This window comes from Cellulomonas taurus (genome assembly GCF_012931845.1).
GTDB classification, from domain to species: domain Bacteria; phylum Actinomycetota; class Actinomycetes; order Actinomycetales; family Cellulomonadaceae; genus Cellulomonas; species Cellulomonas taurus.
In genome coordinates, this window is sequence record NZ_CP051884.1 from 1368299 (window position 1) to 1391674 (window position 23376).

General features: G+C 69.6%; 21 protein-coding genes. 11 read left to right on the forward strand and 10 right to left on the reverse strand.

The features are described from left to right. The first annotated feature begins 113 nt into the window (after positions 1-113). Both HGK68_RS06340 and HGK68_RS06345 read left to right on the forward strand, forming a co-directional pair. Positions 114-1133 carry a glycoside hydrolase family 43 protein gene (locus HGK68_RS06340; RefSeq protein WP_169165206.1) on the forward strand — a complete coding sequence of 340 codons (1020 nt, stop codon included), beginning with the start codon at positions 114-116 and terminating at the stop codon, positions 1131-1133. Continuing rightward, positions 1130-2425: an oligosaccharide MFS transporter gene (locus tag HGK68_RS06345; RefSeq protein ID WP_169165207.1), complete on the forward strand. Its 1296-nt coding sequence runs from the start codon at positions 1130-1132 to the stop codon at positions 2423-2425. The genes HGK68_RS06340 and HGK68_RS06345 overlap by 4 nt, the downstream gene beginning before the upstream one ends. A gap of 54 nt (positions 2426-2479) precedes the next feature. Here HGK68_RS06345 and HGK68_RS06350 read toward each other — a convergent pair whose 3' ends face one another. Beyond that, positions 2480-2899, reverse strand: a complete 420-nt coding sequence (locus HGK68_RS06350; protein ID WP_169165208.1) for a pyridoxamine 5'-phosphate oxidase family protein — start codon at positions 2897-2899, stop codon at positions 2480-2482. A gap of 514 nt (positions 2900-3413) precedes the next feature. Here HGK68_RS06350 and HGK68_RS06355 point away from each other — a divergent pair. From HGK68_RS06355 to HGK68_RS06365, 3 genes are all read left to right on the forward strand, one after another. Next, positions 3414-5741, forward strand: a complete 2328-nt coding sequence (locus tag HGK68_RS06355; protein ID WP_169165209.1) for an AAA family ATPase — start codon at positions 3414-3416, stop codon at positions 5739-5741. 155 nt (positions 5742-5896) lie between these two features. Further along, positions 5897-6292 (forward strand): hypothetical protein, encoded by a 396-nt coding sequence (locus HGK68_RS06360; protein ID WP_206155815.1) that lies wholly within the window; start codon positions 5897-5899, stop codon positions 6290-6292. 648 nt (positions 6293-6940) lie between these two features. Next, a complete protein-coding gene (locus HGK68_RS06365; protein ID WP_425483667.1) occupies positions 6941-7087 on the forward strand; it encodes a hypothetical protein in 147 nt (48 codons plus the stop codon). Positions 7088-7178: 91 nt separating this feature from the next. Here HGK68_RS06365 and HGK68_RS06370 read toward each other — a convergent pair whose 3' ends face one another. Beyond that, entirely contained in the window at positions 7179-7847 is a 669-nt protein-coding gene (locus HGK68_RS06370; RefSeq protein ID WP_169165211.1) for a hypothetical protein, read from the reverse strand. Positions 7848-8038: 191 nt separating this feature from the next. On the opposite strand from HGK68_RS06370, the gene HGK68_RS06375 reads away from it, so the two are divergent. Further along, positions 8039-9055 carry an abortive infection family protein gene (locus tag HGK68_RS06375; protein WP_169165212.1) on the forward strand — a complete coding sequence of 339 codons (1017 nt, stop codon included), beginning with the start codon at positions 8039-8041 and terminating at the stop codon, positions 9053-9055. Between the two features lie 253 nt (positions 9056-9308). Continuing rightward, entirely contained in the window at positions 9309-9731 is a 423-nt protein-coding gene (locus tag HGK68_RS06380; protein WP_169165213.1) for a hypothetical protein, read from the forward strand. An 820-nt stretch (positions 9732-10551) separates the two neighbouring features. Here HGK68_RS06380 and HGK68_RS06385 read toward each other — a convergent pair. Both HGK68_RS06385 and glnA read right to left on the reverse strand, forming a co-directional pair. Continuing rightward, on the reverse strand, positions 10552-10734 hold the full coding sequence (locus HGK68_RS06385) for a hypothetical protein (protein WP_169165214.1): 183 nt from the start codon (positions 10732-10734) through the stop codon (positions 10552-10554). A 337-nt stretch (positions 10735-11071) separates the two neighbouring features. Beyond that, positions 11072-12496, reverse strand: coding sequence for a type I glutamate--ammonia ligase (glnA, locus tag HGK68_RS06390; protein ID WP_169165215.1), 1425 nt, complete (start codon positions 12494-12496; stop codon positions 11072-11074). Between the two features lie 229 nt (positions 12497-12725). On the opposite strand from glnA, the gene HGK68_RS06395 reads away from it, so the two are divergent. Then, entirely contained in the window at positions 12726-13214 is a 489-nt protein-coding gene (locus HGK68_RS06395; protein WP_169165216.1) for an RDD family protein, read from the forward strand. Positions 13215-13229: 15 nt separating this feature from the next. On the opposite strand, the gene HGK68_RS06400 is transcribed toward HGK68_RS06395, so the two are convergent. Both HGK68_RS06400 and HGK68_RS06405 read right to left on the reverse strand, forming a co-directional pair. Beyond that, complete coding sequence (locus HGK68_RS06400; protein WP_169165217.1) at positions 13230-13655, reverse strand: GNAT family N-acetyltransferase; 426 nt, start codon at positions 13653-13655, stop codon at positions 13230-13232. A gap of 29 nt (positions 13656-13684) precedes the next feature. Beyond that, positions 13685-14395, reverse strand: coding sequence for a DUF4191 domain-containing protein (locus tag HGK68_RS06405; protein ID WP_169165218.1), 711 nt, complete (start codon positions 14393-14395; stop codon positions 13685-13687). Between the two features lie 120 nt (positions 14396-14515). Here HGK68_RS06405 and HGK68_RS06410 point away from each other — a divergent pair, with 120 nt between their 5' ends. Continuing rightward, complete coding sequence (locus HGK68_RS06410) at positions 14516-15040, forward strand: flavodoxin domain-containing protein (RefSeq protein WP_169165219.1); 525 nt, start codon at positions 14516-14518, stop codon at positions 15038-15040. Here HGK68_RS06410 and HGK68_RS06415 read toward each other — a convergent pair. Continuing rightward, positions 15000-15467, reverse strand: coding sequence for a MarR family winged helix-turn-helix transcriptional regulator (locus HGK68_RS06415; RefSeq protein ID WP_246260630.1), 468 nt, complete (start codon positions 15465-15467; stop codon positions 15000-15002). The two genes, HGK68_RS06410 and HGK68_RS06415, sit on opposite strands and share 41 nt — an antisense overlap. Positions 15468-15573: 106 nt before the next feature. Here HGK68_RS06415 and HGK68_RS06420 point away from each other — a divergent pair, with 106 nt between their 5' ends. Then, entirely contained in the window at positions 15574-17751 is a 2178-nt protein-coding gene (locus HGK68_RS06420) for an MMPL family transporter (RefSeq protein ID WP_206155816.1), read from the forward strand. A 16-nt stretch (positions 17752-17767) separates the two neighbouring features. Continuing rightward, a complete protein-coding gene (locus HGK68_RS06425; protein WP_169165221.1) occupies positions 17768-18772 on the forward strand; it encodes a Gfo/Idh/MocA family protein in 1005 nt (334 codons plus the stop codon). 36 nt (positions 18773-18808) lie between these two features. Here the strand turns inward: HGK68_RS06425 and HGK68_RS06430 are convergent, their stop codons facing one another. From HGK68_RS06430 to lpdA, 3 genes are all read right to left on the reverse strand, one after another. Next, entirely contained in the window at positions 18809-19696 is an 888-nt protein-coding gene (locus HGK68_RS06430) for a TIGR01777 family oxidoreductase (RefSeq protein ID WP_169165222.1), read from the reverse strand. 366 nt (positions 19697-20062) lie between these two features. Beyond that, the gene (sucB, locus tag HGK68_RS06435; RefSeq protein ID WP_169165223.1) at positions 20063-21835 is read right to left on the reverse strand and encodes a 2-oxoglutarate dehydrogenase, E2 component, dihydrolipoamide succinyltransferase; all 1773 of its coding nucleotides are present in this window, start codon (positions 21833-21835) and stop codon (positions 20063-20065) included. A gap of 26 nt (positions 21836-21861) precedes the next feature. Next, a complete protein-coding gene (gene lpdA / locus HGK68_RS06440) occupies positions 21862-23247 on the reverse strand; it encodes a dihydrolipoyl dehydrogenase (RefSeq protein ID WP_246260632.1) in 1386 nt (461 codons plus the stop codon). Positions 23248-23376: the final 129 nt, after the last annotated feature.

Here is a 23376-nt window from a genome sequence, read left to right on the forward strand (position 1 = left end):
ACTACCCGGGTGCCCGCGCTCCCACAGTCGCGTGGGGCCCGATTGGACAACCACCCCCTCGTCATGTGAGCGTTCACATTACAACGATGTAGAACTCTCGACGAGGAGACGAAGTGACGACCAACGTCGGCGTCAATCCGATCGTGCTGCAACGGGCCGACCCCTGTGTGCTGCGCCATGACGGCCAGTACTACTTCACCGGGTCCCACCCCCAGTACGACCGGATCGTGCTGCGCCGTGCCGAGCGCCTGGAGGACCTGCAGGCCGCCGACGAGGTGACCATCTGGACCCGACACGCCGACGGCCCGCAGTCGCACCTGATCTGGGCGCCGGAGATCCATCGCGTGAACGGTGCCTGGTACGTCTACTACGCCGCCGCGCCGAACGACCACGGCACCGCCGACGTCCCCGGCACCCCGGAGACGTTCAACCACCGGATCTTCGTGCTGGAGAACACCGCCGACGACCCGTTCACCGGGGACTGGGTCGAACGCGGCCAGGTCGACACCGGCTGGGAGTCCTTCGCCCTCGACGCCACCAGCACGGTGATCGACGGCCGGCAATACCTGATCTGGGCACAGCAGGCGTTCGACGTGCGCGGCCACTCGAACCTCTACATCGCCCCGATGGCGAACCCGTGGACCCTGGCCGGACCGGCGGTCGAGCTGACCCGCCCGGAGTACGACTGGGAGACCCGCGGCTTCTGGGTCAACGAGGGGCCGTCGGTGCTGGTCCGCGGCGGCACCGTGTACCTGACCTACTCGGGCGCGGCGACCGGGATCGACTATGCCATGGGCCTGCTCACCGCGCAGCTCGGCACCGACCTGCTCGACCCGGCCTCCTGGACCAAGAGCACCGAGCCGGTGTTCGTCTCCGACCCGAGCGCCGGGCAGTACGGCCCGGGCCACAACTCGTTCACCGAACTGCCGGACGGCACGCCGGTGCTGGTCTACCACGCACGCACCTACACCGAGATCGTCGGCGACCCGCTCTGGGACCCGAACCGGCACGCCCGCGCCCAGATCCTGCCCTTCGACGACGAGGGCCACCCGGTCTGGGGCACCCCGGTGCCCGACACCCGGCCCGTCCCCACCTCCACCGACATCCTGAGCCCGAGCGGAGACCCGCAGTGAACGCCACCCCTGTCCGTCCCTGGGAGTCCCTCAAGCGGGGCGTCTTCTGGAACTACGGCGGCCTGTTCTTCTTCTACTTCGCGATCTGGCAGCTCGCCTTCACCTTCCTGCCGCTCTGGCTCGCCCGCGAGGGGATGAACCCCGGCGCGATCGGTGTGGTCAGCACGGTCTCCGCGATCACCGCCCTGGTGCTGCAGCCGATCTACGGCTACCTGCAGGACCGGCTCGGCTTCAAGAAGTACCTGTTCGCCTTCGTGGTGCTGTGCGCGGCATTCATGGGGCCGTTCTTCGTCTTCGTCTTCCAGCCGCTGATCGGCGTCAACGAGTACCTGGCCGCGGTCGTCGGCGGCATCTTCCTCAGCCTGTGCCTGAACTCCGGCGTCGGCGTGGTCGAGGCGTTCTCCGAGCGGGCCAGCCGCGCCAACGGGTACGAATACGGTCACGCCCGGTTGTTCGGCTCCCTGGCCGGTGGCACCGCGGCCCTGGTCGGTGGCTTCATCTGGGCGGCCAACCCGAACAGCATCTGGTGGGCGGGCTCGGTCTCCGCCATCGTGCTCGGCACCCTGCTGTTCATCGCCCGGGTGCCCGCCACCCCGGTCGCCGAGTCGTCGACCGAACCGGCCAGCACCACCAAGGTCACCAAGGCGACCGTCGTCGGACTGCTGAAGGACCGGAACTTCCTCGGCTTCGTCATCCTGATGTTCGGCACCGCCGCGCTCTACGACGTCTTCGACCAGCAGTTCCCGAACTACTTCGCCACCTTCGTCACCACCGGCGACGCCGAGGTGCTGTTCTCCCGGGTCGTCGCCGTGCAGATCTTCGCCGAGGCGGCGTTCATGGTCGCCGCGCCGTTCATCGTCAACAAGATCGGCGCCCGCAAGGGCCTGATGGTCTTCGCCGCGATCCTGCTGGTCCGAGTGCTCGGCTCCGCGTTCTTCACCCACGAGTGGCTGCTGATCGCCTGGCGCCTGCTCGCCGCCATCGAGATGCCGTTCCTGCTGGTCTCGGTGATGAAGTACCTCACCCGGATGTTCGACGTCCGGATCTCCGCGACGGCGTACATGCTCGGCTTCAACTTCGCCAAGCAGATCGGCATCGCCATCTTCGCCGCCGTCTTCGGTGCTTCCTACGAGGCGATCGGCTTCGCCCACTCGTACCTGATCATGGCCGGGGTGATCCTGGCGGTGACCGTGGTGGCGCGTCTGTTCATGGCCGACGACCGGGACCGGCTCGCACCGGGGGAGGGCGACACCGACGCGGTGCCCGAGCCCCCGGCGGTCGCCCGGGCCTGACCGAGCAGCACGAGGGGCCTTCTCCCGGCAGTCGGGAGGATGCCCTTCGTCATGTCAGACCGCGAACCGGCGCACTTGTTCCGGGCGCAGGATCAGCCGCACCTGGTCGTCCGCCTGCATCTGCTCCGCCGCGGCCGCGAGGGCCGGATCGGACAGATCCCAGTACCGCGCCGCCAACCGGGCAGCCAGTTCCTTGGCGCCCTCGGTGGTGATCGTCACCGGTCCGGACACCGCCACCCAGTGCTCGGACTCGCCCGCCGGGGCCGCCACCACCAGCGACGCCCGCGGATCGCGGCGCAGCCGCCGCACCTTCAGCGTCTCCGGCCCGGTGAACAGCTGGATCGTGCCGTCCTCGGCCACCTCGAACCACACCGGGCGCGGCTGCGGTGGGAGAGGCCCGGCGGCGACGGTGAAGAAGCCGTGCAGCGGTCGGCGCAGCAGGTCCAGGTCCGCGGGGGTGAGCGTGTCGTCCATGGCGGTATCAGAGCAGCAACCGACGCCTCCGGCAGCCCGAGCCCCCGTGGACGCGTCGGTCGATGGTCGACGGCCACACACGCCGCGAGGGGCGCCTCCCATCGGGAGACGCCCCTCGCCTGCGCACTGATCGGGAGCAGCCGATCAGACGTCGTAGTAGAGCCTGATGAATGGGCGGCGCCACGGCGTCATCGCTGGTCAGAAGGGCTCTGGCCCGGGTGTTCATCTGGGCGTGTGCGTCTGATGTGCACCATGGATGCGTCATCGCGGCTCCCCCTGTGGCACGTGGAGTGGCAATCGTGCTCGTGTGGGCGCTGCGTTGCAAGGTCCCCGCGCGTGGCCGGATGAGGTGGCGCGCACTGCGAGCGATGAGGCAATCGAGTGCATCTGAGCGAAAGTGCCCCCGGCTCGACTGCGTCCTTCGTTAGCGTTCCTGATCAGACGCTGTCCGAGCGGTTCGTCGGCGACGACGCCCCGGCCGACGGACCACGAGTGCGGCCGAGGAGTCGGAGCGATGATGATCACGCGTATCGAGTGGATCAAGGACACGGGCGTGCTCCGGGACTTCCGGTGGACGAGCGGCACGAAGGACTTCGGCCAGGTCAACGTGGTCTACGGAGGCAACGGTTCCGGAAAGACCTCGGTCGCCGGCTTGTTCCGGCGAGCGGTTGACGACCCGGCCGCACGGGCGCTGGTGTCGCTCCGCGTTAAGTCCAGCGGCAGCGAGCGATCGACCGACGGCGAAAGCGATCCCGTCTTCACCGATGTCTGTGTGTTCGGTCGCGATTTCGTCGAGCAGAACCACGACTTCCGCAGCGCGACGCCGAGCATGCCCGCCGTGCTGACCGTCGGAAGGCGTGCGGTCGAAGCAGAGCGCGAGCTCGAGGACCTGAAGTCGGCGCTGCCTGGCCTCGAGGGGGCCCATAGAGGCGCGAAGGACGTGCTGAAGCGGGCTGAGGAAAGCCGGGAGCGCGCGTTCCGATCTCTGTCGCAGGCCGTGGTGGCTGATCTCGCGAAGGCTGGTGGGATGTGGCAGTCGGCCTCGCGGTATACCCGTCGTGTCGCCGAAGACCGCTTCGAGAGGCATCAGGGGACGTCTGTCGAGCTGAGCACGGCGGAATTGCAGGAGGCAAAGGCGCAGGTAGTGGGGTCCGCGCGTGACCGTGTGAAGTGTCCGTCTTCTGTGCCGGGCCTGCGTGCGGGACTGGGCGCCGAGCTCGAGGTCGCACTCAGTGCGACGCCGGTCACTCTCGTGCTGGACTCTCTGCAGCGCAACCCGGCGGCGACGCAATGGGTCGACACCGGTCGCGCCTTGCACGCGGAGACCGACTCATGCATCTACTGCGGGTCGGCGCTGACGCCCGACCGGCGAGCTGACATCGAGGCGCACTTCTCCGACGAAGTCGCGGCCCTCGATCGCAGGCTCGCTCGACTCGACGTTGAGTTGGCGCGGGTACAGCTCGAAGCCTCGAACCTGGTCCTTCCGCACCGTGCAGAGTTCTACTCCGACCTCCAGGACAAGTACGACATGGTCGCCGGGGAGCTCGTTAAAGAGGGTGAGGCGTTGTCGTCTTACGTGACTGCCCTGCGCGCCGGCGTCGCCGCGAAGCGGGCGAACGTCTTGGCTCCGGTCGTCGTGCGAACCGTGGCCCCGCTGAGCCCTGACGCAGCCGGTGTCCTCGCCCTGATCGAGGAGCACAACGTCAGGGTGGACGATCACGTCGCCGCCGTGGACCGGGCCGCGCTACGGGTGGAGCAGCACCACTTCGCGCGCACCCGCGGTGACATCCTCGATCGCCGCGCCGAGCTCGAGGCTGCGGTGGCCGCTGAGGACCAGTCGAGGACGAAGTTCGATTCTGCTGCCGCTCGGATCGCTGTCCTGTCCGAGGTCGAGGGCGACCCAGCGCCGTCTGCGTCTGTACTGACCGACGAAGTCGCCCGCCTGCTCGGCCGTCGGGAGCTGGCGTTCGGTGCAAGTGGGGACGGTCGGTACTGGGTGACGCGCGTGGACGGTAGTCCAGCGTGCGGTCTGAGCGAAGGAGAGCGCACGGCGATCACGCTCGTGCACTTCTTGGAGATGCTCGCCCGCCGCGAGAAGGCAGCACAGGCGCCGATCGTGTTCATCGACGACCCGGTCTCGAGTCTGGATAGCAACGTCTTCGTCGGCGCATCGACCGCGATCTGGGCGCAGTGCGTCGTCAACGGTCTCGCCTCGCAGGTCTTCCTCCTCACGCACGATTTTGAGCTGTTCCGGCAGTGGCAGATCCAGATGGACGGCGCGAAGCACGGGCTCGAGGGCATCGGCATCTATGAACTGCGCGCCCGCTACGTCGCCGCGGGGTCTGCAACGGCGCGGCGCTGCACGGAACTGGTGACCTGGGACGCCCCGACGAAGCGTGGTCGGCCCGTATTCCTCACCGCCTACCATCAGGCCTTCAGCGTTCTCGTGGATGCGCACCGAGGTCTGGTCGAAAACGACACGCTCGAGAACCGCATCAACGCTCAGCTCTTGCTACCGAACGTGTTGCGCCGGCTCCTGGAGACCTTCCTCGCCTTCAAGGTCCCGCACCTCATCGGGGACTTCAGCAACGCGATGCGGATCTGCATGGACGGGCTCGAGACTGAGGGCCGCGAGAAGGTCCAGCCCATCCGGGTTCACCTGACCCGCTTTGCGCACCAGTACTCGCACTCGGAGTCGCCCGACATTTCCCGCGTCATCTCGCCCGACGAGGTCGGTGCCACGATCTCGCAAGCTCTTGCGTTCATGCAGCTGCTCGACCCGCCGCACTTCGAAGGGCTGTGCACGATGACAGGGCGTTCCCCGGTGCTCGATCAGGCGTAGCCCGTGACCCCGTACGGAGCGTCTTCCGGGCGAGGGCGTGAATCCGAACAGTCGGCTGCCGCTTGATGCGCCGCGATCGGAGGCGTGTTCGCGCGCAAAAAGAAGCCAGTGGCGGTCGTCACCGACGAGGATAAGGCGACGGCCGCGATCCGGTCGTGGGCGACTGGCATGTCCGCTCGGACATTGTGGCCGGACCAAGCCGAGCCGTGGGTGCTCAAGACCAGGCGGGCACGTCGCTCCTTGTGCCGCACCACAGTCGTGTTCCCGCACCCGATGTCCCTGACCGACGCGCAGGCCGCGACGCGCTGGGAGGTGCGGGGGCGCGGGTCGCGGCGGCGGAGCAGGCGTCGTCGGGCAACTTCAGCAACTGGTTCGCGACCTTGATGGCCGGTGTTGTCTGCGGTGGTGCCTGGTCGAGTGTCATCGCGACTGTCGATCGGTCGGGAGGCTGGCTCAAGTTCGTCGGGGCGATGATCGCGTGCGGCATCGTCATCGGGCTGCTGACCATCCTTTTGCTGGCTGCGCCTGGGCGCACCCTCATCCGGCTCTGAGCGGGCTCCGATGTGGCAGGCCCGGGCGGACGCGTACGCGCGACGACGAACGGACCTCGAGTGCGTCCGCAGGTCCAGACGCGACGTGCTCCCGGTGGGAGGGAGCCCGTCTACGCGGCGGCTTTCAGTCGTGCGCGACGCCGTTACTGCGTCCGGCTCATCGTCGTGGACACACCGGCGGTGATGACGTCATCTCGGGCCTCGTCCCAACAAGCGCACGTCGCAATGTCAGACCATTGCGGCACGATCGTTCCGTCCCCGACTCGGGAGGAGGTGATCGTGATGAAGAAGCCGTCGAAGGCCGCGCTGTCGAAGGCCGGCCGGACGCTCGCGTCGGACAGCTCGAGCAAGTCGTCGAAGTCGAAGGCAGGGTCGACGCTCGGCAAGGGCTGACGCAGGCGCGTCCGCAGCCGCCGAAACCGAGCGCATCCGACGGTGGCTGCGGACGTGCTCCTCGCGAACGCGCGGCGGCGCTGGTGACGATCGCGCCCCGGACACGCACGAGCGGCGCCGTATCCGCTGACTGACGATCGCATCCGCGATCGGACGGTCGCCGTCGTCGACGAGTCGCCGACGCACTCGCAGTCCAGGTAACAGCAGCACCCCGTTCGTGGCGTGCTCGCCCGGGCGCGGGTGTCCGATGGGACCATGCGAGGAGCGATCATCCACGGAACCAACGACGTGCGCTTCGAGGAGCGCCCCGACCCGGTCGTCGTCGAGCCGACCGACGCCGTCATCCGCGCGGTCGCCGCGTGCTTGTGCGGCTCCGACCTGCGAGCTCCGTTCGCTCGCTGACATGTGGTGGTGTCCCGACGTCGCCAGTCTGCTCGTGCTCGACGGGCCCCGGCAAGCCACGGCGTTCACTCGACGACTGGCGTTGCGTGCGCTAGCTGCGGTTGCGGGGACGGCGCCACCCGGCGGCGGCGGTGTCCGCGACGATCTTCGGCGCGGGGAGCTGCTGTTCCTCGAGAGTCACGTCGCGAGTGGACCAGCCGGCCAAACGGTTGTACCTCGCCACTCGCACAGTCATCGGGTCGAGCTTGGTGAAGCCGCGTGCCGCGCGCCCTTCGAACCACACGTCGCTGATCCCTTCGGGCAGGGCGAGCGCGTTGATTCGCTCGACGGGACCGTTCTCGTACGTGTCCGAAAGCCTGGCGTAGTACTCGTGGTCGTAGACCGTGCGGGCAACCAAGAAGAGGTGTCGCTCGTCGGCGTCGACTGCGTTGAGCTTCGCCACGTTGGCAGCGGCCCACGGTTCGGCCAGCTGTAGCGACAGGTACTCCGCCAGCCGGTTGTGGTGACGCTCGACCGACCCTGTCTCGAGCGACTGCTCGCCTTTCCTCTCAGCGGTTGCGAAAGCGCGCATCTGCTCCTCGGCGGGAGGTCCGGTGATCTCAACCACTCCGGACCGCCCATCGTGCGTCCAACGCCCGTCCACGTTGCCGTCCACCTGGTTGGAGTCGGCCAGGAAGATCCGGATCCCGAGTACGTCCTCCAAGATCAAGAAGGCGATCTCCTCTGAGCGGTCCGCCTGCTTGCCCATCGGGTTGTTCAAGCTTGCCTCCAATCGGACCGTGCCAGGACTGCCACACTCCAGCCGCTCAACCGCTTGCCTGAGCGCGGCTCGCGCGTTCCCCCGGACGAAGTCGTCCAGCGCGGTATCAGTTCTGGTTCTGACCGCCAGGCAACACCTAGCCTCAGACGTGCCAGGCCATCTACCACAAGCCTACTCATGCGAGGATTGCGATGGACTTGTTCGATCTCCGCAGACCGGACCATCTCGACGACGCGGGCTGGGAAGCGGTGCAGATCGCGCAGCGGCGACTCAAGAACGCCTGGGAGCTGGACGACCTGCCGGAGGTGATCGGGAAGGCGAAGGAACTCGTGGAGACGGTCGCGAAGGTGGTCGTCGCAGCGACGCAGGAGCCCCTCGCTGACGGGGCTGATTTCGTGACCACGGTGAAGCGAGCGCAACGAGCGATCGACCGTGTGCCGGCACCCGACGTCAGCGGAAGCGAGGATGTCCGTGCGATCGCCCAAGGGGCACAGACGATCGTGACCCGGATCGCGCCAATACGGAACTCGCATGGCACCGGGCACGGACACGCGCGCGTTCCGGATGTCGTGGACGAGATGGCAACGATCACCCTCGAGGCGGCTCTTCTGTGGACCCGGTGGGCTCTGCGCCGACTCGGACATGTACTCGCGGACTACCCGAACGACCTCATCGAAGCGGTCAACTCCGCGAGCTCCCTCAAGACGCTCCAGTCGAAATTCGATGCAGCAGTGCTTTCACAGCAACCGAGCGATGTGCAGCAGCGAGTTGGGGTGGCGTTCGGCCAGCAAGTCAGCGGTGGGTACGGCAACGCGCGCAAGGTGGGCATCGACCCGGTCATCGACTCAGGGGACGAGTCGTTCCCCGTCGAGTACCGGGTGGGCTTGCTCAAGGGGATGCTGATGACCGGCGGAGGGCACATCGGCTTGACGGTCTGGCGGGTCCCACAGTTCGCTGGCCTGCTCGTGTCTCTGCCACATGCTCGCGCGAACGACGTGCTGGGTCAGTTGAGCGCCGAAGCGAGTGAAGCGACTTGGATCCAGACGTGGCGCGGATCGACTCCGGTAAACCGCCATGAGGTCGTGGATGCACTCCGCGCCGAGGCGGAAGGTGTCCCCGCGGAGATCTCGCAGGGGTTTGGCGTGTTCTGCGACGCGCTATCGGCAGTCATCGACGAGGCAGAGTCGACTGCGGACGCCTCAAGCTAACGTGTCACCCCAGACCGACGAAGTGGAACTTCAAAGATGGGTGAGTGAGGTCAGAGAAGATCTCACAAGGGGCTCGCGAGAGTCGCGCGAGGCGGAGGGAGGACCGGGTGCCGGTGGATTGGGGCGACCTACTGGGGGCCATGGCGGGTGGTCTGGTCGCCGCAGGAGCTGGTTGGGTGCAGTCTCGATTTGCGCGCGCCGACCGTCGGCAAGAATTCGCCGTCGAGGTGAAGGAACGTCGAGCCGACGACGCATGGGGCTGATCGCACGATCGTGCACGAGAGATCGCCGCCGACCTAGAGACGATCCGTCGTCTTACCGTGCGATCCAGTCGCATCAGCATGATGTTCTCACCGACAAAGCAAGCCGATCGAAAGGCGTAGACGACGCCCTCGATCACATCCGAGAAGCGAGCATCTACCTTCCGAATCCGACCCGCGGCAGGATCGAGCGGGCACTCCTGCTCATGTCACGTCTCGACGAGCTGGGCGGCACCGGACACATCACCGAATGGCCGCGATCCGCAGGGCGGGTCGTGCTCGACGGTGCACGGCGGGACCTCGGCCACTACCTACGACAAGAACCTGCCGGCCGCGTCAGCGACAAGATCGCCGGCTACCTGAACGCTCTGGAGATGCGCGAGGCGGGGATCGTGAGGAGATCCAGCGGCAATTAGCGGAAGAGCCGGACGACCCCGGCTCTCGGGTGACTAGCACTCCGATGGGAGTCGAGCCGGCTGGCGCTCGTGCCGCATCGCCACCGAATCCCGACGCCTGATGTCAGGCTGTACGCCGTGGAAGCCTCAGAGATCATCGCCTTAGTCGTCCCCTCGGTGTCGGATCGCTCGGCACTGCTGCGTTCTCGCAGGCGAAGGACCGACGGTCCGCGCACGGAGCGGTTGTCGGCGCCCTGCATGAGACTGAGCGATGCAGGTGGGCTGGCTCGAAAGAAGGGGTTCGACGATGCCGCCCGTGAGCTCGCCACGGCGGCTCTGATTGCCAGGGTCCCGCGTCGCGGGATCAGCGACTACCTCGCCCTTGCCCGTACTGCGGCTTGGGAAAGTCGCGCAGACTGGGATGAGAGTGGCGGACACGACGAGTTCGCGGGCGGGATCACAGCGGCGCACAACGAGGCCGTGATGTCGGCGTTCTCCATTGCGATCGAGCTTGTGTGGCGACGATGGCTATACCAAGCTGTCGCCGCTCGCAAGCGGCGCTACCTGGCCGCGGAGAAGCCGCTCACTCTGCAGAGAGCATCGAACGGGTGTTCGAACAGGGATGTCGGTGGTCCTACGCCGACGAAACCGGGGGCCGAAGGCGTGAAGTCGACAGCGTGTGGACCGATCGTCGGACGAGCGCGAGGAAGCCGTCCAGTTCGCCGCGGTCTCGGCGGACACCCTGCTCGTCGACGACGATGATCCGGAAGGTCGGTCGCGACGCGGTGGGCTCGTACAGGGTGACCCGACCGCTGGTGCCCGGCAGGCCGGCGCCCCGGGGTCACGACGCCACCGCCTGCGCGGCACGCAGCATGGCGATCGCGGCCCGGGCGTTGTCGTCGTTCCCGGCGTACCGCGGGAGGTGGGGCTCGGCGGCCGCGGTGGCCGCCCGTCGGCGCGCCACGGGCGCCGGGGTCGCCTGCGACGGGGTGGCGGTGGCGGCAGCGTCGACGAAGTCGAGCACCCGCTCCCGGTGCCAGTACAGCCGCGCCGCGCGGCCCTCCGAGAGCCGGACCGCGGCCGGGAAATCCGGGGTGGGCGATCAGCGAGCGGGCCGGCTCGGATCGCGACCCGGAACGCCAGGGCGACGTGCTCGACCGTCCAGATCGGGCCGGCCAGGTCGACCGGGGGCAGGGGCGTTGTGCCCGTGTGCATGCCGGGCACGGTTGGGAGCCGGGGCATCGCGGCAATCCCTGCACGCGGTTGTGGCAGAAAAAGTGGCAGCCCCGCCACCACAAGGGTGACGGGGCTGCCGTTCGTGCAGGTCAGGCGCTCAAGGGAGCAGCCTCGAACCCTGACTTTTACACGTCGTAGTACAGCTCGAACTCGTGCGGGTGCGGACGCAGCCGGATCGGGTCGATCTCGGCGGAGCGCTTGTAGTCGATCCAGGTGCGGATCAGGTCCGGGGTGAACACGTTGCCCGCGGTGAGGTAGTCGTGGTCCGCCTCCAGGGCGTCCAGCACCTCGGACAGCGAGCCCGGCACCTGCTGGATCTGTGCGTGCTCCTCGGGGGGCAGCTCGTACAGATCCTTGTCGACCGGCTCCGGCGGCTCGATCCGGTTCTGGATGCCGTCCAGGCCGGCCATCAGCATGGCGGCGAAGCCCAGGTACGGGTTCCCCGACGGGTCCGGCACGCGGAACTCGATGCGCTTGGCCTTGGGGTTGGAGCCGGTGACCGGGATCCGGATGCACGCGGAACGGTTCCGGGCCGAGTAGACCAGGTTGACCGGGGCCTCGAAGCCGGGGACCAGGCGGTGGTAGGAGTTCACCGTCGGGTTGGTGAATGCCAGCAGCGACGGGGCGTGCTTGAGCAGGCCACCGATGTACCAGCGGGCGATGTCGGACAGGCCGCCGTAGCCCTTCTCGTCGAAGAACAGCGGCTCGCCGTCCTTCCACAGCGACTGGTGCACGTGCATGCCCGAGCCGTTGTCACCGAAGATCGGCTTCGGCATGAAGGTCGCGGTGTGACCGGCCTCGTGCGCGACGTTCTTGACGATGTACTTGAACAGCTGCACCTTGTCGGCGGACTTGGCCAGCGTGTCGAAGCGGTAGTTGATCTCCGCCTGGCCGGCGGTGCCGACCTCGTGGTGGGCGCGCTCGACCTCGAAGCCGAGCTCGTCCAGCTGCAGGGAGATGGCGTCGCGCAGGTCGGCGAAGTGGTCGACCGGTGCCACGGGGAAGTAGCCGCCCTTGTAGGGGGTCTTGTGCCCGAGGTTGCCGCCCGGCTCCTCGCGCCCGGTGTTCCAGGCGGCCTCGATCGAGTCGATCGAGTAGTAGGAGGTGTTCTGCTTGGTCTCGAACCGCACGTCGTCGAAGACGTAGAACTCGGCCTCGGGGGCGAAGAACGCGGTGTCCGCGATGCCGGTGCTGCGCAGGTAGGCCTCGGCCTTGGCAGCGACCTGGCGCGGGTCGCGGGAGTACGGCTCGTCGGTGTACGGGTCGACGACGTGGAAGTTCAGCGCCAGGGTCTTCTCGATCCGGAACGGGTCGATGAAGGCGGTGGTGACGTCCGGCACCAGCTTCATGTCCGACTCGTTGATCGCCTGGAAGCCGCGGATCGAGGATCCGTCGAACATCTGGCCGGTGGAGAAGAAGTCCTCGTCGACCGTGGCCGCCGGGATGTTGAAGTGCTGCATCACGCCGGGCAGGTCGCAGAACCTGATGTCGACGAACTTCACGTCCTCGGACTTGATATAGGCCAGGAGTTCCTCTGGCTTGCTGAACATCCGCTGCTCCTCGGGTTGGGTGGCTCGCGTGAGCGAGCGGTTCGAGGCTAGGCCCGGGCAGTTTCCCTGCGGTGTACCGATTGTTTCGGGCGTGTTACGGATCGCGGGCGCATGTGTCGAGCAGGTGACATGACCAGGGCTTTCGCGCTCTGTGTCCAGATCCGAGCGTTTCGTGACCGGTGGGCGGGCCGGGCGGAAGGTCCGGTGTCGACCACTTACCCTGGTGCGCATGGTCGAACGCGAGGACGTCGGGTCGTGGCTGTCCGGGCCGCCGGTGGGCGGTGGGGCGGGTACGCCGCGGGGGAGTCGTCTGGGGCTGCCGCCGACCGGTCGCGGCTCGCTGGCCGGGATGGGGCGGCGGATCGGTGCGCTGATCGTGGACTGGCTGGCCTGCCAGGCGATCGCGATGGCGTTCTTCGACGACAACCCGCTGGTTCCGCTGGCGATCTTCGCGGTGGAGAACATCCTTCTGGTCGGCACCATCGGTGCCACCCTCGGCCACGCGATCTTCGGCATCCGGGTGCGCCGACTGCGTCCGCCGGCCACGCTGATCGACACCGGTGAGGCCCACGACCCCGGGCCGGACCTGCCCGCCGGTCCGCTGCGCGCCGTGGTCCGCACCGTGCTGCTGTGCCTGGTGATCCCGGCGGCGGTGTGGGACGGCGACGGCCGCGGGCTGCACGACCGTCTGGCCGGCACCGCGATCGTCCGCCGCTGACGGCTCAGCTCACGGTCAGTCCCGGCGCAGGTGCAGCAGGGGGAACGGCCGACCCTCACCGTCCAGTGGCGACCGGCCGACCTCGACGAATCCGCGCGCCACGTAGAACCGCCGCCCCGACGGATTGTCCTCGTTCACGTCGACGGTGAGCGGTCCCGGTCCCAGTGCGGCGATCAACGCGGTCCCCACGCCGCGACCGTGCACGGCCGGGTCGACGAACAGCATCTCGATCGACCGACCGTCCGCGCCGATGAACCCCTGGATCCCCGACCCCGATTCCGCCACCAGCAGCTCGGGCACTTCCGCGAGGTACGCGGCGACCTGGGGGTCGAGCGCGTCGACGTCGGCCGGGGTGAGGAAGTCGTGGGTGGCCTCGACCGCCGCGCGCCAGAGGCGGAGCAGACGCGGGTGGTCGGCGGTGGTCGCGGTCCTGATCGGCACGGTAGTCGAGGCTGGGGGAGTAGCAGGGCTCAGCGGCCGCGCATGCCCTTGCGGTCCGGGCGTGCGCGCATCGGGTCGACGCCCTTGGGCACCGGCACCTTCATCGCGCCGAGGGCGGTCAGGCGCTTGAGCACCTCGCCGGTCTCCACCTTGGTCAGGGTCGGCTTGAGGCGCTGCACCTTGCGGGCGAGGGCGGGGAGCGGGACCTGACCCTCCTCGCGGCCGACCTGGATCAGCGTGATCGGGACGTTCGGCAGGACGCGCGCGGTGCGCTTGCGCTCGGCCTCCAGCAGCTTGTCGATCCGGTGCGCCGGGCCCTCGCCGACCAGCACCACACCGGCCCGGCCGACACCGCGGAAGACCAGGTCCTGGGTGCGAGGCGCCATCGCGACCGGCTCCTGGGTGAAGGTCCAGCCGCGCCGGATGGTGCCCAGCGCGGAGATGGCGCCGCCGGGCTGGCCCTCGATCCGCGCGTAGGCGGCGCGCTCGGCGCGTCGGGTCAGGGTGAACATCGCGCCCAGCAGGGCGAACGGGATGGACATCAGCAGCAGGTACACCGGGTGGCCGATCAGCACACCGATGACGACGCCGAGCGCGATCACACCGAAGAAGATCGCCAGGATGATCCAGGTGACGGCAGGGTCCTGCTGCCGGGTCATCTGGTAGGCCTGCCAGATCTGGTGGTACCACCGGGTCTTCTTGACCTTCGGTGCCTTCGGGGCCTTGGGTTCGCGCGCCATGTCCGGGAGTCTACCGACCGACGGCGACCCGGCCCGCATCGGTGATCGGGACCTGGGTCCCTGGTCCGCGGGGGTGTCGCGGCGTCAGCCTGGAGGATCGGCCGCGAAGGGGAGGACGACATGCGCATCCTGGTGACGACGGCGTCCCGGCACGGGGGCACCGCGGAGATCGGCACGGCGGTGGCGGAGACGCTGGCCGCCGCGGGGCACGTGGTGGAGCAGCTGCCGCCGGAGGACGTCGAGGCGGTGGACGGCTACGACGCCGTCGTCCTGGGCTCGGCGGTGTACGTGGGTCGGTTGGCCGCGAGCCTGCGCGACCTGGTCGAACGGCAGAGCGGTCAGCTGTCCGCCCGGCCGGTGTGGCTGTTCTGGTCCGGGCCGGTCGATCACCGGGGCCGGGTCACCGGTGAGGCGGCCACCCCGCCGGACGACGTCGACACCGTTGCCCGCCGGGTGAACGCCCGCGAGGTGGTCTGCTTCGGTGGGCGACTGCATCGCGGCGATCTCGGGCTGGCCGAGCGCGCGCTGGTCGCGTTGATCGACGCCCAGGACGGCGATCAACGCGACTTCGACGCGGTGACCGAGTGGGCGGAGTCGGTGGCGGTCAGTCTGCGGGATGAGCGACGGCGGCCAGCAACGTCTTGAGGGTGCGCACCTGCTCGTCGGTCAGCCCGCGGGCGGCGATCCGGTCGGCGTTCTGCTGATCGGCTGCCAGGTGCGCGGCGGCCCGACCGGAATCGGTGATCTCCACCTGGTGCTTGCGCCGGTCGAGTCGGTGGGGCGTGCGCCGGATGTGCCCGGTGCGCTCCAGCCGGGCGAGGATCCGGCTCATGGTCTGTTCGGTGACGTCGCAGGCCACCGCCAGCTCGGCCTGGGTGTGCGGTCCGCCGAGCAGCATGATCAGCACCGGGAAGCTCGCGTGGTTGAGCTCCCACGCCCCGAGGTGACCGTTCCACTCGCGCTCCACCCGGCGCGCGGCGGCGGACAGCAGGCGGCCCAGCGGCCAGTCGGCGGGGTCGGCGGACGCCATCTCCGACCAGCTCCGCGTCTCGTCGGCGCTGTGCTGCGTCACTGGTGTGCCTCCCGTGCCCGGTGTTCCGAGAGCTGATCTGCCCCGGTTCACGAGGTGCTCCGGGTAAATGTTGCCGGATCGAGCGGGTTCCCGCATAGTGCTCAGCATGCTGAGGAATGGTGTGGTGCGGGGTCTGGCGATCCTGGTGCTGGTGGCCGGGTGGCTCGCGGTCGGTGCGTTCGGTGGGATGTCGCAGGGACAGCTGTCCCAGGTGCAGACCAACGACTCGGCGGCGTTCCTGCCGTCGTCCGCCGAATCGACCCGCGCGGCGACGGAGGCCGAGGCCTTCACCGAAGGCCAAGCGCTGCCGGTACTGGTGGTGATCACCGCCGATCGGGCCGATGCCGCGCTGCCCGCCGACGCGATCGGGACGGTGACAGCCGCCGTCGAGCAGTGGCCGGATCTGCCGCTGCCGGGTGCCGGAGCGGGTAACCCGGCCACGGTGGGTGACGTGCTGACCGCCGACCCGGTGGTGGTGCCGAGCGAGGACGGCGAGGCGCTGCTGGTGCCGCTGTCCCTGGACGCCGACCAGTCCGACACCCTCCTGGCGAATGACGAGCGGGTGACCGGCGCGGTCGTGGAAGTGCTGCGCGACGCGCTCGCCGACGACCTCGAGGGAACCTCGCTGCAGTCCTGGGTGACCGGCCCGGCCGGGTTCGTCGCCGACCTCGTGACCGCCTTCGGTGGCATCGACGGGGTGCTGCTGTTGGTCGCCCTCGGCGCGGTGCTGGTGATCCTGGTGCTGGTCTACCGCTCGCCCTTCCTGCCCTTCCTGGTGATCATCAACGCCGTCTTCGCGCTGTGCGCCGCCGCGCTGGTGGTCTACCACCTGGCCGACGCCGGGGTGCTGACTCTGAACGGTCAGGCCCAGGGCATCCTGTCGATCCTGGTGGTCGGGGCGTCGGTCGACTACGCGCTGCTGATCGTGGCCCGCTACCGGGAGGAGCTGCGGCTGGTCGAGTCGCCCGCCGCGGCGATGCGCCAGGCGCTGCGGGCATCCCTCGAGCCGATCAGCGCCTCCGCGGGCACCGTGATCGCGGGGCTGCTCTGCCTGCTGCTCAGCGACCTGGCGTCCAACCGCAGCCTGGGCCCGGTCGGCGCCATCGGCATCGTGGCCGCCTACGCCGCCTCCTTCAGTCTGCTGCCGCTGATGCTGCTCATGCTGGGCAAGCGCTCGCGGGGGCTGTTCTGGCCCCGGCGCCCGGTGGTGGACAGCGACCCGACGCACAGCAGCCACGGCCTGTGGGAGAAGCTGGCCGGGTGGGTCGGGCGGCAGGACCGCAAGGTCTGGATCGGCACCACGGTGGTGCTGCTGATCGCCGCGGCCTTCCTGCCCACCTTCCAGGCGCAGGGCACCAGCCAGTCCGACGTCTTCCGCACCCAGGTCGACTCGGTGGACGGGGAGAAGGTGCTGGCCGAGCACTTCCCCGCCGGGGCGGTCCAGCCCGCCACCGTGTTCGTGGACGCCGACGAGGCGCAGGACGTGATCGAGGCAGCACAGGGCGTCGACGGGGTGCTGTCGGCGACCCCGTACACCGGGGCGTCCTCCTTCGGCGGCCCGCCGAGCCAGGAGGCGCAGCAGCCGCCGGTCGAGGTCGACGGCCGGGTGCGGATCGACGTCACCACCGAGGCCGGGGCCGACACCAGTGCCGGCGTGGACGCGATCGAGCGGGTGCGGACCGCTGTGCACGAGGTCGCGCCGGACGCCTTGGTCGGCGGCGCCGCCGCGGAGACCCTGGACGCGCAGGACGCCGGGACCCGCGATCTGCGGGTGATCGTGCCGGTGGTGCTGATCGTCATCCTGCTGATCCTGATGCTGCTGCTGCGCTCGGTGCTGGCCGCCGTGCTGCTGATGCTGGCCAACGTGCTGTCCTTCGCGGCGGCCCTCGGTGTCGCGGCGGTGGTGTTCAACCACGTCCTGGACTACCCGGGCGCCGATCCGGCGGTGCCGCTCTACGCGTTCACCTTCCTGATCGCCCTGGGCGTGGACTACTCGATCTTCCTGATGACCCGGGTGCGGGAGGAGAGCCTCAAGGTCGGCACGCGGGACGGTGTGCGGCACGGCCTGGCCGTCACCGGCGGTGTGATCACCTCGGCCGGGGTGGTGCTGGCGATGACCTTCGCCGCCCTCGGGGTGATCCCGCTGCTGTTCCTGGCGCAGCTGGCGTTCATCGTGGCCTTCGGGGTGCTGGTGGACACCCTGGTGGTGCGCAGCCTGCTCGTCCCGGCCCTGGTGCACGACATCGGCGACCGGGTGTGGTGGCCGTCGAAGATCGCGCGCTGACCGTAGGGTGACCCGCATGACCGGACTGCGCGCGGGAATCATCGGGTACGGGTCGGCTGGACGTGGCATCCACGGCCGGTTGCTGCGGGAGATCGGGGCGACCGTGACCCGGGTGGTCACCCGGAACCCGGCCCGGGCGACCGCCGCGCAGAAGGACTGGCCCGGGGTCGCCGTCGACACCACCGCCGAGGAGCTGCTGGCGCACGCCGACCAGCTCGACGTGGTGGTGATCGCGAGCCCGACCGGCGACCACGTCGCGCATGTCACGGCGGCGCTCGCGGCCGGCGTACGGGTGGTGGTCGACAAGCCGTTGGCCACCACCGCCGCCGACGCGGCGCGGCTCGCCGAACTGGGCGGTGACCGGCTGACCGTGTTCCAGAACCGGCGCTGGGACCCCGAACAGCTCACTGTGCTCGCCCTGATCGCGGACGGGAAGCTCGGCGACGTGCACCGGTTCGAGCGGCGCTGGGAGCGGTGGCGGCCGGTGCCGCAGGACCGCTGGAAGGAGAACGACCCGGAGGCGGGCGGTCTGCTGCTGGACCTCGGGGCGCACCTGGTGGACTCGGCGATCCAGCTGTTCGGCCCGGTGGCGACGGTCAGCGCCGAGCTGCGGAACCTCACCACGCCCGCGGTCGACGACGTGTTCCTCGCCCTGCGTCACACCGGCGGCACGATCAGTCACCTGCAGGCCGGGTCGCTGGTCGGCGCTCCGGGTCCGCGCACCCGGGTGCTGGGTTCCAAGGGGGCCTACCTGGTCACCAGCTTCGAGGGGGAGGCCAGCCCGTTCAGCGTGCTGGACGACGACGGCTCACCCTTCGAGGGGCGGCTGGTGCGCGGCGAGGAGGTCACGCCGGTGCGCCGGGCGGCCGGTGGGCACCCGGACTTCTACCGCGCGGTGACCGCCTGGGCGCTGGACGGGGCTCCGGTGCCGGTCGACCCGGCGGACGCGGTGCTCACCGCCCGGGTGCTGGACGCGGCGAAGGTCTCGGCGGCGGAGGAACGGGCTGTGCGGCTCGACTGAGCGGGGTCGGGCCGCAGTGTGCCGGCCGGCCCGTCCTCAGGCCAGCACGGACCGCGCGGCCCCGGTGATCTCGCGGTGGCGGTGCACGAATCCGCTGGCATCCAGCTTCCGCGGCACGATCCGCTGGGACGCCAGGATCTCGTCGGCGAACTCTCCGAGCATCAGCCGCAACGCGAAGCCCGGCACGGGCAGCACGGCAGGTCGGTGCGCCACCGTCGCCAGCGCGCGGACGACCTCGATGCTGCGCGCCGGGTCCGCGACCAGGTTCACCGGGCCGTCGACCGGCGCGTCCATCAGGTGCCGGATCGCCCGCACCTCGTCCTCCAGGGTGATCCACGCCCAGTAGTTCCGCCCCGAACCGAGCGGGCCACCCAGACCGAGGCGGATCAGCGGCAACAACGGCTTGAGCGCGCCACCGCCGGGGCTGAGCACGATGCCGGTCCGCAGGAAGGCCACCCGCACCCGCGGGTCGTCCACCGCCGGTCGGGCAGCGTCCTCCCACGCCCGGACCACCCCGGCCAGGAAGGTGTCGCCGCGCGGGCTGTCCTCGGTCAGCAGCTCCTCACCACGGTCGCCGTAGGCGCCGCTGGCCGACCCCTGGAGCAGCACGGGCGGGGGAGTGTCCATCCCCGCGATCGTCCGGGCCAGCAGGGCGGTCCCAGTGGTGCGGGATGACAGCACGACCTGCTTGCGGGCGGCGGTCAGCCGCTTGTCACCGACCCCGGCGCCCGCGAGGTTCACGACCACGTCGGCACCGTCGAGGATCGTCGGGTCCAGCACACCGGAATCCGGGTCCCAGCGACGCTCTTCCGGGTGGGACGGGGCGCGTCGCACCAGGCGCACCACCTCGGCGTCCTCCCCGCGCAGCAGCGCGACCAGCGCCGACCCGATCAACCCGCTCGAACCTGCGATCACGACGCGCATGCCCCGACCCTAGACGCGCTCCCGTTGCCCCGCCCGCCGCGGCGCTGCTCGGCGGGTGGTGGTCCGCCCCGCCACCCTCGCCCGGCGGCGGCCCAGCGGGCGCCCGGCGGCGGCTCGGCATGCGCCCGGTGGGCGCGGCGGTGGCGCGGCGGAGCGCTGGCGGTGCGACGTCGGCAGTTCGCGCCAGAACTGCCCCGGGGACGTGCCGAACTCGGGCGCGGAGTGCCGACCTGGGGGCGGGTTAGGCGCGAAGTGCCGACCTGGGGGCGGGGGCGAGGGTGGGGGCCGGGGTGCCCTGGACACACGACGGCCCCCGGGCGACCGGGTGGTCGCGCGGGGGCCGTCGTGGGATGCGTCAGGCGACGATCAGAGACCGACCTCGGCCTCGAACGCGCCCTCCTCGATCCGCTGCTTCACGGTCATCAGGTACCGGGAGGCGTCCGCACCGTCCACCAGGCGGTGGTCGTAGGACAGCGCCAGATAGCACATCGACCGGATGGCGATCACCTCGCCGCCGTCGGCGTCCTTGACCACGACCGGACGCTTGACGATGGTCCCGGTGCCCAGGATGGCGGAGGTGCCGCCCGGGACGATCGGGGTGTCGAAGAGCGCACCGCCGGAGCCGGTGTTCGTCACGGTGAAGGTCGCGCCGGACAGCTCGTCCGGGGTGACCTTGTTGGCACGGGTGCGACCGGCCAGGTCGTTGATCTTGCGGGCGATCCCGGCGAGGTTCAGGTCACCGGCGTCGCGGATCACCGGCACGACCAGGCCGCGCTCGGTGTCCACCGCGATGCCGACGTTCTCGGAACCGTGGTAGGTGATCTCCTTGCCCTCGAGCACACCGTTGATCTTGGGGTGCACCTTGAGCGCCTCGATCGCCGCCTCGACGAAGAACGGCAGGAAGGTGAGGTTGACACCCTCACGCGCCTTGAACGACTCCTTGGCGGCCGCACGCAGGCGGGCGACCTTGGTGACGTCGACCTCGACCACGGTGGTCAGCTGCGCCTGGGTGTGCAGGGCCTCGACCATGCGCTCGGCGATCACCTGACGCAGGCGGCTGGCCTTCTCGGTGGTGCCACGCAGCGGCGACGGCTCGACCGGGGTCGACGCCTTCGGAGCGGCAGCCGGGGCAGCGGCCGGAGCCGGAGCGGCGGACTGCGCCTTCGCGGCCTCGGCCTTGGCGGCCGCCTCCAGGACGTCCTCCTTGCGGATCCGACCACCGACACCGGTGCCGACCAGGGTCGCGGTGTCCACGCCCTTCTCGGCCGCCAGCTTGCGGACCAGCGGGGTCAGGTACGACCCACCGGCCTGCGCCTTGGGGGCCTCCGCCGGCGCAGCCGGGGCCTGGGGAGCCTCGGCCTTGGGGGCCTCCGCCTTCGGGGCCGGGACCGGCGCCGGGGTGGAGTGCGACTGCGGGGCCTGCTCCGGGGCGGCGACCTGCGGGGCGGCCTCGGAGACCGCCGGCTGCGCGTTGTCGTTCGCGGCAGGGGCGGCGGAACCGGAGCCGATCACGGCCAGCGGGGAACCGACCTCAGCGGTCTCGTCCTCACCGACCAGGATCTGCAGCAGGGTGCCGGCGAAGGGCGACGGGACCTCGGTGTCGACCTTGTCGGTGGAGATCTCCAGCAGCGGCTCGTCCACCTCGACGGTGTCGCCGACGTTCTTCAGCCAGCGGGTGACGGTGCCCTCGGTGACGGACTCGCCCAGCGCGGGCAGCATGACCTGCTCGCCCTCGGAGGAGCCCTGGTCGCCGGAGTTCGAGGACTGCTCGGCCGGAGCCGACTGCTGCGGCGCTGCCTCGGCCTCGGGGGCCGGGTCGCCGTAGCCCTCGCCCTGGGTGGTCTGCTCGGCCGGAGCGGACTCCTGGGCCGGGGCGTCGGAACCGGCGGAACCGGCACCGCTGCCGTCGCCGATCACGGCCAGGACGGAGCCGACCTCGGCGGTCTCGTCCTCCTGCACCAGGATCTGCTCCAGCACGCCGGCGAACGGCGACGGGACCTCGGTGTCCACCTTGTCGGTGGAGATCTCCAGCAGCGGCTCGTCGACGGCGACGGTGTCGCCGACGTTCTTCAGCCAGCGGGTGACGGTGCCCTCGGTGACGGACTCACCGAGTGCGGGAAGCTGCACGTTGTCGGACATGACCTTCGTGTCTCCTTCGGATCTGGTCAGTTGTGGGCGTGCAGCGGCTTGCCGGCCAGCGCCAGGTGCGCCTCGCCGAGAGCCTCGTTCTGCGTGGGGTGGGCGTGGATCAGGGCGGCGACGTCCTCCGGGTACGCCTCCCAGTTCACGATCAGCTGGCCCTCACCGATCAGCTCGCCCACCCGGGCGCCGATCATGTGGACGCCGATGACCGGGCCGTCCTTCTCCCGCACCAGCTTGACGAAGCCGGTGGTGGCCAGGATCTGGCTCTTGCCGTTGCCGCCGAGGTTGTACTCCAGCGTCTCGACGTTGTCGGCGCCGTGCAGTTCCTTGGCCTTCGCCTCGGTCAGACCGACTGACGCGACCTCCGGCTCGGAGTAGGTGACCCGCGGGATGCCGGACTCGACGATCGGAGCCGGGTTGAGGCCCGCGATCTCCTCGGCGACGAAGATGCCCTGGGCGAAGCCGCGGTGCGCGAGCTGCAGACCCGGGACGATGTCGCCGACGGCGTAGATGTTGCCGACACCGGTGTGCAGCCGCTCGTTGGTGATGACGAAGCCGCGGTCCAGGGTCAGGCCCTGCTCCTCGTAGCCCAGACCCGAGGTCGACGGGCCACGGCCGACGGCGACCAGCAGCAGGTCGGCGTCGAAGCTCTTGCCGTCCTCCAGGGTCACGTGCACGCCGTCGTCGTTCTGGGTCACGCCGGAGAACCGGACACCCAGGTTGAAGTTGATGCCGCGCTTGCGGAAGGCGCGCTCGAAGGCCTTGGACAGCGCCTCGTCCTCGTTCGGGACCAGGTGCGGCAGTGCCTCGATGATCGTGACGTCGGCGCCGAAGCTCTTCCAAACCGAGGCGAACTCGGAGCCGATCACGCCACCGCCGAGGATGATCGCGGACTTCGGCACCCAGTCCAGCTTCAGGGCCTGGTCGGAGGTGATGACGCGGCCACCGATCTCCAGACCGGGCAGCGAGCGGGCGTAGGAGCCGGTGCCGAGCACGATGTGCTTGCCGGTGACCCGCTGGCCGTTGACCTCGATGGTGTCGGGGCCGACGAGCTTGCCGTAGCCCTCGATCACGGTGATCTTGCGGGACTTGATCAGCCCCTGCAGACCCTTGTAGAGGCGGCCGATCACCGAGTCCTTGTACTCGTTGACGCCGTTCATGTCGATGCCGGTGAGCTGGGTGTGCACGCCGAAGTGCGCACCCTCACGGGCGTTGTCGGCCAGTTCGGCCGCGTGCAGGAGGGCCTTGGTGGGGATGCAGCCCTTGTGGAGGCAGGTCCCGCCGACCTTGTCGGCCTCGATGAGGGCGACGCTCAGGCCGAGCTGGGCACCGCGGAGCGCGGCCGCGTAGCCGCCACTCCCTCCGCCCAGGACGACGATGTCGAAAGCGGACCCGGTCGTGTCGGACACGTGGTGGCTCCTTGAAGTGACGTCGGTGTGGTGAGTCGCAGCCCATCTTGGCATCTCCACCTAGGCCCGACGACCCAAGTCACGGGATTGGCGGTGTGATTCTCGGTACAGTCATCCCATGAATTGTCC

Bases quoted from the DNA above. Each gene is read 5' to 3' on its own strand.
- HGK68_RS06350 (WP_169165208.1), bottom strand. From the start codon at position 2,899: ATGGACGACACGCTCACCCCCGCGGACCTGGACCTGCTGCGCCGACCG.
- HGK68_RS06355 (WP_169165209.1), top strand. From the start codon at position 3,414: ATGATGATCACGCGTATCGAGTGGATCAAGGACACGGGCGTGCTCCGG.
- HGK68_RS06365 (WP_425483667.1), top strand. From the start codon at position 6,941: ATGCGAGGAGCGATCATCCACGGAACCAACGACGTGCGCTTCGAGGAG.
- HGK68_RS06375 (WP_169165212.1), top strand. From the start codon at position 8,039: ATGGACTTGTTCGATCTCCGCAGACCGGACCATCTCGACGACGCGGGC.
- HGK68_RS06380 (WP_169165213.1), top strand. From the start codon at position 9,309: ATGGGGCTGATCGCACGATCGTGCACGAGAGATCGCCGCCGACCTAGA.
- glnA (WP_169165215.1), bottom strand. From the start codon at position 12,496: ATGTTCAGCAAGCCAGAGGAACTCCTGGCCTATATCAAGTCCGAGGAC.
- HGK68_RS06395 (WP_169165216.1), top strand. From the start codon at position 12,726: ATGGTCGAACGCGAGGACGTCGGGTCGTGGCTGTCCGGGCCGCCGGTG.
- HGK68_RS06405 (WP_169165218.1), bottom strand. From the start codon at position 14,395: ATGGCGCGCGAACCCAAGGCCCCGAAGGCACCGAAGGTCAAGAAGACC.
- HGK68_RS06410 (WP_169165219.1), top strand. From the start codon at position 14,516: ATGCGCATCCTGGTGACGACGGCGTCCCGGCACGGGGGCACCGCGGAG.
- HGK68_RS06420 (WP_206155816.1), top strand. From the start codon at position 15,574: ATGCTGAGGAATGGTGTGGTGCGGGGTCTGGCGATCCTGGTGCTGGTG.
- HGK68_RS06425 (WP_169165221.1), top strand. From the start codon at position 17,768: ATGACCGGACTGCGCGCGGGAATCATCGGGTACGGGTCGGCTGGACGT.
- HGK68_RS06430 (WP_169165222.1), bottom strand. From the start codon at position 19,696: ATGCGCGTCGTGATCGCAGGTTCGAGCGGGTTGATCGGGTCGGCGCTG.
- sucB (WP_169165223.1), bottom strand. From the start codon at position 21,835: ATGTCCGACAACGTGCAGCTTCCCGCACTCGGTGAGTCCGTCACCGAG.